Raw genomic sequence first — 11,472 nt, forward strand, 5'->3', positions numbered from 1 at the left:
AAAGATACCTCAGATGCCGCGCCGACGCCTGCCTATAGCCTCCGCGCTCCCGCTCCCGCTATTGCTCCGTCGCGCTGCCGAGCGCTTCCAGCGTGCCGCCCCAGGTTTTGTGCAGCGTGGTCATGTCGCTTTTCTGGCCGACCGCCATCCACAGGGGGCCATTGAGCGTGTACCAATCGCCTTGGGCCTGGGCGTCGTTCGCACGCTTGCGTAGCTGCTGGGCGATCATCGATTGTGCTGCAGACCGCTCCATCGATGCCGCGGCCTTGCTGTCGAAGGTCACGAACGCCACTCGCGTGTCGATGCAGGCCGCAGCCTGCGAAACCCCAGGATAAGAGCCAGCGCCGAGTTCACGCCAGCCGCTGCTGCACGGGCCTGCCGCCTGCTCAAGATCGTGCTCCATCTGCGTGGTGCTTGTAGTCGGCGCGTCATCGCGCACCGGCGCCTTGATAATGCCTTCGGGCACCATATTCGTCACGAGCAAACCGCCGCCAGCGAGCATCAGACCGAGCACGCCAGTGACCACGGCGATCGTTCCCACGCCGCGCCGACTCACGCCTTTCGGCAGACCGACCCGCGCAATAATGACCAACACGAACGCGATAACGGCCAGTCCGATGGCCAGCGGCACGGGAAGCGAACGCGGCACGGACGGCAATGATGCCGGCGCCACGGCATGCACCACGCCCACCAGCCCTGCAACCACCGACAGCAAGCCGCACAGGCCGGCCAAACCTCGCAGCCAGCGATTCGCCGGGCGCGACGCGCGCTTATGCCCGTGGCTTTGCCTACGTCCAGTAGATTCAGCAGGTCCAGCATATCCAGCATATCCAGCATTCAATGCGGCATCGGGGTTGATGGGTTGTTCGCTGCCAGATTGAGTCACCCGTGCAGCACGAGAATCCTCTGAGCCGTTATTCTCGTTGTTTTCGTTGTCGAAGAAGTCGAAATTGTCATCCATGCTGCCTCCCTGATACGGCCCTCGACGAGTCGTACGCCAAGCACGATTATAGGGGCTATGACTAACCCGATTTTGCCCAACCCCGCTTAACTCGGCTAACTCGGCTCAATCCGTTAACCCGCTGCAGGGTCGTCGCGGCAAAAGAAAACCCCGGCGAAGGGGAAAGTCGCCGGGGAGAAAGGAGAGAAGAAGAAAGGGTTCAATTATCAAGAACTTGCGCTCCCGGCCAACTCTTGCTGACATGAATTACTTAACCACCCGATGCTTGGCATACCGCTGGTATTTTCTGGTAAATTCCTGAAAATCTAGAGGGATTTGTCTATGCACCCCACTGTGTATTTCACTGCACATCTCACTGTATTGCGCTGTATTGCGTCTGCGGACACTGTCGAAACGCCTGCACCGCCGCGCATTCGCTATGAAATTTTATCCGTCCGACTTGGCGCTAGGAAAACGGTGACGCTGGGAAGAACTAGACTGGGCTAAGAATCGTCGTCAATCATGCCTTGGCTTTGCGGCGCACCGCCGCGACCAAGCGCACGCACCCGTGAGGGGGAATCATGCTTCTGTCCGATCGCGACATCCTCGCGTTCCAAGCCGCCGGCCATATCTCGCTGGAACCTTGGACGCCTGAGATGGTGCAGCCCGCGTCCATCGATGTACGCCTCGACCGCTTCTTCCGCCTGTTCAACAACCATGCCTATACCTACGTGGATCCGGCCGAGAACCAAGGCGCGCTCACCGAGCAGTTCGAAGTGCCATCCGGCGAGCCGTGGATCCTGCATCCGGGCGAGTTCGCGCTTGCCTCCACATGGGAGCGCATAAAGCTAGACGCGACCGTCGCTGCGCGGCTCGAAGGCAAAAGCTCGCTCGGTCGCCTCGGCATCGTCACCCATTCGACCGCCGGATTCATCGACCCTGGCTTCAAGGGGCATATCACCTTGGAGCTGTCGAATGTGAGCACGCTGCCGGTCAAGCTGTGGCCTGGCATGAAAATCGGCCAGATGTGCTTCTTCGAGCTCAGCTCTCCCGCCGCGCACCCGTATGGGTCGGCCGGCACCGGCTCGCACTACCAGGGCCAGCGTGGCCCGACCCCTTCGCGCTCCTATGAGCACTTCTACAAGGCTGATATCGAGGATTGAGGCCGTCGGCTGAGATTGCATGAGCAAGGGCAAGTCGGCCGATAGCGATTTCGAGTGGCGGAATTCCGCGGGTTGAAATCGCTATCGGCCGACTTGTGTATGACCCTTATCGAGCCAGGCTCCGGTCACGCAAGCGAAGCACCACCTTGCGCAATTCAGAGGCAACGAGCACGAACAGGGCCAAGCCGATGCATTCCAGCCAGTCCAGGGGTTCCAACGGCGTCGTGCCAAAGGCGGCGTTGAGGAATGGCACATAGATCACCACGAGCTGCAGCAGTGCGGAAATCGCGATGGCACCCCACAGCCACTTGTTGGCGAACAGGCCCTTGAATGCGCTTTGCGAGTGCGAGCGCGAGGCGAGGGCGTTGAACATCTGGGCGAACACGAGGATCGTGAAGCCCATCGTGCGCGCCTCGACCATCTGCGCCTCGTGGCCCAGCGCCGAAACACTGCGGTCGGTGAACAACCCGCCGGCCAGATGCATATCCATGCCGATCAGCGTGACGGCGGCCATGATGATGCCGATGAAGATGATATCGCCCCACATCGGCGCGTCGATCACGCGATCGGTGACCTTGCGCGGCGGCCGGGCCATCATATCCTCCGACGATTTGTCGACGCCCATTGCGAGCGCTGGCGCGGCATCGGTGAGCAGGTTGATCCACAGCAGCTGGGTCGCGAGCAGCGGCACGGTGACACCAGCGGTTCCCGGCTGGGTGATGCCGAGGAATCCGGCGAACATCACGCCGCCGAATACCGTGAAGACCTCGCCCACGTTGGAGCTGAGCAGGTAGCGCAGGAATTTCCTGATGTTGTCGAAGATGCCGCGGCCTTCGCGCACCGCCGAGACGATGGTGGAGAAGTTGTCGTCCGCGAGGATCATATTCGCGGATTCCTTCGTCACCTCGGTGCCGGTGATGCCCATGGCCACGCCGATATCCGCGGATTTGACGGCAGGGGCGTCGTTGACGCCGTCGCCAGTCATCGCCACGATATTGCCTTGGCGCTGCAATGATTCAACGATCTTCAACTTGTGTTCAGGTGCCACGCGGGCGTAGACCGAGACCTCGGAAGTGGCCTTGTCCAGCGCCGTGTCATCGGGGAACTCGTCAAGCTGATCGCCGGTCAGCGCTTTACCCGCTGTGTCTCCCGTTTCGCCGGCCTCAATGATGCTCAAATCAGACGCGATGCGCGAAGCGGTCAGCGGATGGTCGCCGGTGATCATCACCGTGCGAATCCCGGCGCGATGCGCCTCGGTCACGCTGGCACGAACCTCGGTGCGCGGCGGGTCGATGATGCCCACCATGCCGGCCCAGACCAGCCCGGTCTCAATCGTCTCGCTCTGCTCCGCGATGTCCGTCACCTGCCCGGCGGCGTTCGAGCGCACGCCCGGCACGTCGGCCAGCGACTGCGTTTCCAGCGGTCGGTATGCCTGTCCCAGTGTGCGATAGGCCTGCGAGGAGAGGCGTTCGACCGTATCGAGGATGGTCTCGCGGTCGCCGTCGGTCAGCCGTCGCACCGCATTGCCCACGGCGATATGCGTGCAGTAGCCCAACAGCACGTCGGGCGCTCCTTTGGCGAAGACCGTGAGCTTGCCGGAATCAGCGTTGTCCTTGGCAATGACCGCCATGCGCTTGCGTTCGGAGGTGAAGGGGATCTCGGCGACGCGCTCGAAATTCGAGAAGCGCGACATGGCTTTAACCTTGCGAGCCGCGACGATAAGCGACACTTCGGTAGGGTCGCCCACGGCTTCCCAGGTACCGTGCGAGCCGCCGTGAGAGGAGCCACCCGAACCGCCCGAACCGCTCTGCCGCAAGTCGCCATCGTTCGCAAGGGAACCGGCGGCCAGCGTGGTGAACACTTCGTGCGCGAGTTCGGCATCGATATCATCGCTGCCATCCTGCGCGACCATGCGACCCTGTGGCGCGTAGCCCGTGCCGGTTATCTGCACTTCACCGCTCGGCGTCACCACGCGCTCGACGGTCATCTCATTGCGCGTGAGCGTGCCGGTCTTGTCGGAGCAGATCACCGAAGCGGAGCCGAGCGTCTCCACGGAGGACAGCTTTTTGACGATGGCGTGGTGCTGGGCCATACGTTGCACGCCGAGCGCGAGCACCACGGTGAGAATCGTGGCCAGGCCCTCCGGCACGGCTGCGACGGCCAGCGACACGGCGAGCAGCAGCGAGTCGATGACGTCATGAATATCGTGGAAGCCCTCCACCGTGGCGAGCGCAATCAGCACGACTACGGCGATGATGACCACCGCGATGCCGAGGATCTTGGAGACGCGGTTCATCTCTTTTTGCAACGGCGTCGCCTCGTCGTTGGTGTGCGAAAGCATCTCGGCGATCTTGCCGACCTGCGTGTCCATGCCGGTGCCGGTGATGATGGCGCGGCCCGTGCCCTGCGTGACGGCGGTGCCGTTGAAGACCATATTGGTGCGGTCGCCCAGCGCCTTGGCCTGCTCAAGCGTGGCGGGCTTCTTGCCCACCGGCACGGATTCGCCGGTCAGGCTGGCCTCGGCGATGCGCAGTGATGCCGCGGCAAACAAGCGTCCATCGGCCGACACCGAGTCGCCTTCGCCCAGCACGAGAATGTCGCCGGGAACGACTTCGGCAGTATCGATGCGGCTGACCTTGCCGCCGCGCAGCACGGAGGTCTGCGGTGCGGTCATTTTCGCCAGCGCGTCAACGGCCTGCTCGGCCTTCGCCTCCTGCAAGTAACCCAGTACCGCGTTCACCATCAGAATAAGCACGATCACGATGGCATCAAAGGGCAGCGCCTCGCCGCCTTCGGTGCCCGGCCGCGCATTCGCCCGCTCGATGAACCACGCGACCAGCGAAATCAGCGTGGCGGCAAGCAGCAGATACACCAGCGGGTCTTGGAACTGCTGCAGGAACTTCTTCCATTTGGGCGTTGTAGGACCGCTGGCCAGCTCGTTGCGGCCGAATTGCTCCAAGCGTCGCCACGCCTCGTCGTCACTGAGGCCAGTGGCCGGGTTGACGTTCAGCGCCTTGGCGACGGCTTCGGCGTCGGTCAGCGAAGGGTCGCCCTGGTCGGGCGGAACCTCACGATTGCTTGGATTTGCGGGCTGCGCCACATCGATTGGCGTCATATCTACTGACGAAACGCCTGCTGCTACGGATTGATCATCGGATCGACCAATCATGGTGTTCTCCTGAGAATTGGCCGCGGAGTAGTCAGCCCGTTTTGCAACGCACATGTGCAAAAACGAAACTGCGCGGTTAGTGGTCGCTGCGGCTTGTGCCGCCAACGATTACCTAATCCATAGTACACAATCGCATTTCGCCGTTCGCAGACATCCTCAGGCATCAACAGGATTTGCACACGTCGAAATGTCAGGTAGCGATGAGGCTGTGCAACGTCGCTTGATGCTGTGCCGCAATCGTATGGCAACGCAAAATGAGGGGCCGGTGCCCGACCTGGTAAATCAGCCGAGCACCAACCATCTACAGGCGATGCCTATAGTCCATTGTCATCACGTAGACCATGAAGATCACGCACATGACATCTGCCGTGATCGTATCGATCTTGGCAGCGACGATGACCAAGACCACCGTCATGAATAACCGCAAGTTTCCTCGCGGCGGTTCCTCATTCGGCTGGCACATTACAGTGCTCCTTTATTGAGGCCGCGCCAACAGCCGCTGACGCGGCGAGATGGCTCACCCCGCCATAAAACAGGATGAGACGCCGGCATCCGTGCGACGAGATACCAAGCGACAAGTTCAATGGTATGCGAAGAGAAAAGAAAACATGCTAGAATCACAGTGTCTGGTAAGGCGTGCGAACCATCTACACCAGCGGCGACGAAACAAAGCTTTAGATGGGCCATATCAGACAGGTGGTTCGGCTCCACCTTTTATTGAGGCCTAGGGCTGGCATCTTTCATAAGATGCCAGCCCTTCTCATCAAAAAACCCGTTTGCCGTGGGGTTCTGGGAGAATGGCGGCTATGGTTACGAAGAAGGGCCCGACCAAGGGGTCGGGCGGAAAACACCGCAATGCGCTCAAGGGCAAAGGCCCCACGCCGAAGGCCGAGGATCGCGTCTATCACAAGGCGTATCGCGCCAAGAGAACCGCAGACCGCCGCAAGGTCGCCGATCCGCGCATCGCCGCACGCCGTCGCGTCGCAAAATTCACGTCGGATTCCGACGATCTGGTCATCGGCCGCAACGCCGTGCTCGAAGCGCTGCGCGTGGGCGTACCCAGCTCGCAGCTGTACATCGCCTCGCGCATCGAGCATGACGACCGCACGCGCGACATCGTGCGGCTCGCTGGACAGCAGGGCCTCAATCTGCTTGAAGCTGACCGGCTTGAGATGGACCGCATCGCGCGCACCGGCAATCATCAGGGCGTGATTCTCAAGGCCGAGCCGTACCAGTATTCCTCGTTGCAGGAGCTGGCCGAACGCGCCGAGAAGAAGGCACGCGCGATGCAGTCTGCGGATTCCGCAGAGGCTCGCATCGCCGCGCGTCCGCTGTTCATCGCGCTTGACGGCGTCACCGACCCGCAGAATCTCGGTGCAGTGATTCGTTCGGCAGCCGCATTCGGAGCCAACGGCGTCATTCTGCCCGAGCGCCGTTCGGCTTCGGTGACCGCAGCCGCGTGGAAGGTGTCTGCCGGAGCCGCCGCGCATATGCCCGTAGCACGGGTCGTCAACCTGACCAAGGCGCTGGAAAGTCTCAAGGAGCACGGCTACTACACCGTCGGCCTCGACGGCGGCGGCGATGCGCTCGTAGGCGAGACCGGCTTCGAATCCGATCCGCTCGTGGTCGTTCTCGGCTCCGAAGGCAAGGGTCTGAGCCGCCTCGTGCGCGAGGCCTGCGACTCCATCGCCGGCATCCCGATCACGAATATGGTCGAATCGCTCAACGCCTCCGTCGCCGCAGGCATCAGCCTGTACGCGGTGGCTCGCGCACGCCGCGAAGCGGCTGCAGGTACTGCTACGGAATAAAACCACTCAGCGTTACCAGCACATTGACCGTCACAACGTAAGGGGTCGGGGCCAGTCCTTGAGGATATGGCCTCGACCCCATACTTTATGGTGCTGCTAACCTTAGCGCTGGCGCTACTCGCTACAACAGCGACTCAAGGCAATATAACGCGTCAGCTCGCCCACACGGCCGCGTCGGGATCGCTGTCGATGGCGTCGGAGCCTTCGGAATCGTCAGTATCATCCGCATCGGAACCATAGCCGTCAAATCCGTACGTTGACTCGTCGTCGACCACGCCGGAATCGGCTTCTGCGTTGAGCTTGTCGACATCCTCGGTGTTGAGCTTGTACTTCGGCAGCACCGTGTCGATGTAGCTCTTGACCGCCTCGCGCATCGGGATGTCATGCCCGGCCTTCTCGGCCAGGAACCAGCGATGCTCCAGAATCTCGTGGAAGAACTGCGCCGGCTCGATCTGCGAACGGTACTCATGCGGAATCATGCGCACAGTCGGCTCGAAGACCACGCGCATCCAGTCGGTGGCGACGATTTCAAGATCCTCGTCATCCTGCCAGGTTGAGGCGCGGTAGGCGTCGAGATCGTTGAGCAGGCGCCGGGCCTGATTCTCCTGCACGTCGAGTCCGGTGAGCCGCAGCAGCTTGCGCGAGGCATACCCGGCATCAACCACGCGCGGGCGCACCAGGATGCGGTTGCCGTCCTCGGTGGTTTTCATCTCAAGCTCGTCCACGTCGAATCCGAGTTCGTTAAGCTTGTTGACGCGCCGCTCGATCTTCCACATCTCGTCCGGCCCGAACTTCTCGGTATCGGTCAGCGTGCTCCACAGCGAATGGTAGCGATCGACCAGGCCGTTGCCCACCTCGACCTCGTCCACGTCGCCAGGCAGCAGCTTGCCGGAGCTTAAGTCCATCAGCTCGCCGATGATATTGGTGCGCGCCAGGTCCATATCGTATTCGCGCTGGCCGTCGGTGAGCGCCGCGTGCAGATCGCCGGTCTCCGCATCAACCAGAAACGCGGAGAACTCGTCCGCGTCACGCAGGAACAGCACGTTCGACAGCGACACATCGCCCCAGTAGAAGCCCGCCAAGTGCAGTCGCACCATGAGCACGGCCAGTGCATCAATGAGCCGCTGCGCGGTGTCCGGGCGCAGATTGCGCGCGAACAGAGCGCGATACGGCAGCGAGAACTTCAAATGCCGCGTCACGAGAATCGATTCGAGCGGCTCGCCGGACTTGCTGTGCCGCCCGGTGACCACGGCAATCGGCGTGACCGTCGGCAGGTCGAGCTTCTGCAGCCGCCGCAGCAGCTCGTACTCCCGCTCGGCCACGCCACGCGTGATTTCCTTCATCGCGTAGACTTCATCGCCGACATGCACGAAGCGCACGACATGCCGGGAAATACCGCGCGGCAGATTAGCCAGCAGCTCCTGCGGCCACTGAGACAGCGGCTGCTCCCACGGCAGCGTGAACATCTTCGGGTTCGAGCTGGCGGCCGTAATCGTCAGGCTGCGCGGCTCTTCGTCAGACTTTCCGCCATCATCGCCGGAGCCTTGCACTATCGCCGTAATCTGCGGGTTCGTACGCGCGGACATACCCGATATGCCGGCGGGCACTTTTGTGAATTCCATATCGACCAATCTAGCGTTCGGATACGAGAAGCTACGAGAAGATGCAGCAAAATGCAGGAAAAATGCGTAAGCATACAAGAAAGCCCCGCAGCTATGCAGGGCTTTCCCGAGCGAGATCCAAGAGAGGAAGAGATGACCTCGCTTACTGGTTGGTGCGATCTGTCGACCGCACCAAGATTAGTTGAGACGCAGCTCGGACGAAGGCGAGAACAGGTGCATCTTGGCCGGGTCGATCTTGATTTTGACGGTCTCGCCGACCTTCGGCAGCGCACGCGGGTTCACACGAATCGTGGTGAGCTTGTTCTGGTCGGACATCGTCGCCGAAGACTCGAGCGCCGAGTCGTCGGTGATGATGGTGCCGTAGATGTAGCCATCGGAACCCAGATCCTCGACGTTTGCGACCTTGAGCGAGAAGGCGTTGGCATCGTCGGCGGTCGCCAGTCCGGCGTCCTCCGGGCGGAAGCCGATCACAATCTGGCCGTTGTCCTCAGGGGTGAGCTTGGCAACGATATCGGTCGGCAGATCGATGGTGTCGCTGCCGATCTTCGCCTTGCCATCGACCACTGGATGGGTGTTGAGGTTCATCGACGGCGAGCCGATGAAGCCTGCGACGAAGACGTTCGCCGGGGTATCGTACAGCTCGGTCGGCGCGCCGACCTGCTGCAGGATGCCGAGCTTGATGACGGCGATGCGGTCGCCCATCGTCAGGGCCTCGGTCTGATCGTGGGTCACGTACAGAGTGGTGACGCCCAGCTGGCGCTGCAAAGCGGCAATCTGGGTGCGGGTCTGCACGCGCAGCTTCGCATCGAGGTTCGAAAGCGGCTCATCCATGAGGAAGACCTTCGGCTCGCGAACGATGGCACGGCCCATAGCCACGCGCTGACGCTGACCGCCGGACAGGGCCTTCGGCTTGCGGTCGAGGAATTCAGTCAGATCGAGAATCTCGGCGGCCTTTTCGACGCGCTTGCGAATCTCTGCCTTGGGGGTGCCGGCGATCTTCAGGGCGAAGCCCATGTTGTCGGCCACCGTCATATGCGGGTACAGGGCGTAATTCTGGAACACCATCGCGATATCGCGATCCTTGGGCTGCATCGTGGTGACGTCCTTGCCACCAATAAGGATGCGGCCTTTGTTGACCTCTTCCAAGCCGGCCAGCATGCGCAGAGTCGTAGACTTTCCGCAGCCTGAAGGGCCGACGAGCACGAGGAACTCGCCATCCTTGATGTCCAAATTCAAATCATCCACCGAGGGCTTATCGTTGCCCGGGTAGACGCGAGTCACATGCTCGAATACTACTTCTGCCATGATGGTCGTCCTTTCATCGGCAGGTACGTGCCGAACGATCCGTAGTGAAGGGCCATGCATCGGTCTGTCGTTCCCAACTTCGGAAACTCTATACGTCAGCATTTGTTTTTTATCTTTTACCGGCTTTGGAAGATTCTCTTCGTTGAGCCAAAATCCACTATACACCGCTCGCAGACCTCCCTGAGTCCGCGCGAGTTCAGCGTGGCGCAGGGTATGTGCCCTGCGCCGCTCCCGAAGGGATATATGGCACGAAAAGGCCGCTGACGACTCGTCAGCGGCCTTTTCGTGCCAGTAACACTCGCTAGCGTTACTCGTGCTTCGGCAGTGTGACCGGGTTCTTGTGCGACTCCTCGATGCTGAAGGGGGCGAGGCGGGCCGTGTTGGCGCGTACGGCGTCGCAGGAGGCGGCGAATCCGGCCTGCTCCTCGTCGTTCAGATCCAGCTCGACGATGTCTTCGACGCCATTTGCGCCGATGATGCACGGCACTGAAATGTACAATCCGCGCTGACCATATTGCCCATCAAGCCACACCGAGCCGGGCATCACCGCATGCTCGTCGTGCAGGATGGCCCGCGTGATGCGCACCGCCGCGTTGGCGATGGCGTATTCGGTGCACTCTTTGCCGCGATAGGCGACATAGCCGCCGTCACGTGCCTTCGCCTGCACCTCATCGGGTTTGAGGTCGCTGAATCCGGGCTTGCTGATGACATTCTTCATCGGCACGCCAGCGAAGCTGATGGCCGACCAGGCGGCGATCTGTGTATTGCCGTGCTCGCCGATCATATAGGCCTGAATCGATTCGGGCGCGAGTTTCGTGGTCAGCGAGATGACCTCGCGCAGCCTGGCGGAGTCGAGGCATGTGCCGGTGCCGATGATATGGTTCGTGGGCAGCCCCGAAAGCCGGTGCACTTCGGCGGACACCACATCGCAGGGGTTGGCCACATTGACCCAGAATCCTTCGAATCCAGCCGCCGCAAGCCGCCCAACGAAGGTGCGGGCCGAATCGACGGTGGCGAACAGCTCCCCGTCACGGCTCACCGCAGCAAGCTTCACATTGCCGGCAGCGTTGATGATGACATCACAGCCCGCCAGCTGCTCGTAATCGGCATGGCAGTTGCGCACCACGACCCGGTGTGGCGCGAAAACGACGGAATCGTTGAGATCCTGCACCTCGGCGGCGAGCTTGCTCTCGTTGACGTCGCATAGCAGCAGCTCGTCCGCGATACCTTGCAAAATGAGGCTGTTCGCCGCGTGCGGGCCGACGTGCCCGATGCCGATGATGCCGATGGATACTGGTTGATGGCTCATATGATTCCTTCCTCACGCAGCCGTTCGCGCGGCCGCCAGCCTTGTTCCTGCGCCATGGGCGAGCGAGTGCCGTCAGGCTCGGGACATGGCGATTCGCCGGATGGGCACGCTGTACGTCATAAGGCATATGCCATATAGCGCGGCGCATCCGGCGGG

Annotated in this window: 7 protein-coding genes; 2 read left to right on the top strand and 5 right to left on the bottom strand. The window is 61.5% G+C overall.

Annotated features, from left to right (window positions below; translation table 11 throughout):
* Positions 1-58 precede the first annotated feature (58 nt).
* A complete protein-coding gene (locus LKK40_RS04545; RefSeq protein ID WP_304309577.1) occupies positions 59-961 on the bottom strand; it encodes a hypothetical protein in 903 nt (300 codons plus the stop codon).
* Between the two features lie 560 nt (positions 962-1,521).
* Between LKK40_RS04545 and dcd the strand changes: the two genes are divergently transcribed.
* A complete protein-coding gene (gene dcd / locus LKK40_RS04550; RefSeq protein ID WP_304309579.1) occupies positions 1,522-2,103 on the top strand; it encodes a dCTP deaminase in 582 nt (193 codons plus the stop codon).
* A 106-nt stretch (positions 2,104-2,209) separates the two neighbouring features.
* On the opposite strand, the gene LKK40_RS04555 is transcribed toward dcd, so the two are convergent.
* The gene (locus tag LKK40_RS04555; RefSeq protein ID WP_304309816.1) at positions 2,210-5,218 is read right to left on the bottom strand and encodes a cation-translocating P-type ATPase; all 3,009 of its coding nucleotides are present in this window, start codon (positions 5,216-5,218) and stop codon (positions 2,210-2,212) included.
* A gap of 860 nt (positions 5,219-6,078) precedes the next feature.
* Here LKK40_RS04555 and rlmB point away from each other — a divergent pair.
* Positions 6,079-7,080 carry a 23S rRNA (guanosine(2251)-2'-O)-methyltransferase RlmB gene (gene rlmB, locus LKK40_RS04560; protein WP_152580053.1) on the top strand — a complete coding sequence of 334 codons (1,002 nt, stop codon included), beginning with the start codon at positions 6,079-6,081 and terminating at the stop codon, positions 7,078-7,080.
* A 152-nt stretch (positions 7,081-7,232) separates the two neighbouring features.
* Here the strand turns inward: rlmB and LKK40_RS04565 are convergent, their stop codons facing one another.
* The 3 genes from LKK40_RS04565 to LKK40_RS04575 form a co-directional block, all read right to left on the bottom strand.
* Complete coding sequence (locus LKK40_RS04565) at positions 7,233-8,702, bottom strand: DUF4032 domain-containing protein (RefSeq protein WP_368491394.1); 1,470 nt, start codon at positions 8,700-8,702, stop codon at positions 7,233-7,235.
* Between the two features lie 177 nt (positions 8,703-8,879).
* Complete coding sequence (locus tag LKK40_RS04570; RefSeq protein ID WP_304309581.1) at positions 8,880-10,007, bottom strand: ABC transporter ATP-binding protein; 1,128 nt, start codon at positions 10,005-10,007, stop codon at positions 8,880-8,882.
* Positions 10,008-10,314: 307 nt separating this feature from the next.
* Positions 10,315-11,316: an L-lactate dehydrogenase gene (locus LKK40_RS04575; RefSeq protein ID WP_304309583.1), complete on the bottom strand. Its 1,002-nt coding sequence runs from the start codon at positions 11,314-11,316 to the stop codon at positions 10,315-10,317.
* Positions 11,317-11,472: the final 156 nt, after the last annotated feature.

This window comes from Bifidobacterium tibiigranuli (assembly GCF_022655035.1).
GTDB lineage: Bacteria > Actinomycetota > Actinomycetes > Actinomycetales > Bifidobacteriaceae > Bifidobacterium > Bifidobacterium tibiigranuli_A.

Bases quoted from the DNA above. Each gene is read 5' to 3' on its own strand.
- LKK40_RS04565 (WP_368491394.1), bottom strand. From the start codon at position 8,702: ATGGAATTCACAAAAGTGCCCGCCGGCATATCGGGTATGTCCGCGCGT.
- rlmB (WP_152580053.1), top strand. From the start codon at position 6,079: ATGGTTACGAAGAAGGGCCCGACCAAGGGGTCGGGCGGAAAACACCGC.
- LKK40_RS04575 (WP_304309583.1), bottom strand. From the start codon at position 11,316: ATGAGCCATCAACCAGTATCCATCGGCATCATCGGCATCGGGCACGTC.
- dcd (WP_304309579.1), top strand. From the start codon at position 1,522: ATGCTTCTGTCCGATCGCGACATCCTCGCGTTCCAAGCCGCCGGCCAT.
- LKK40_RS04545 (WP_304309577.1), bottom strand. From the start codon at position 961: ATGGATGACAATTTCGACTTCTTCGACAACGAAAACAACGAGAATAAC.
- LKK40_RS04555 (WP_304309816.1), bottom strand. From the start codon at position 5,218: ATGACGCCAATCGATGTGGCGCAGCCCGCAAATCCAAGCAATCGTGAG.
- LKK40_RS04570 (WP_304309581.1), bottom strand. From the start codon at position 10,007: ATGGCAGAAGTAGTATTCGAGCATGTGACTCGCGTCTACCCGGGCAAC.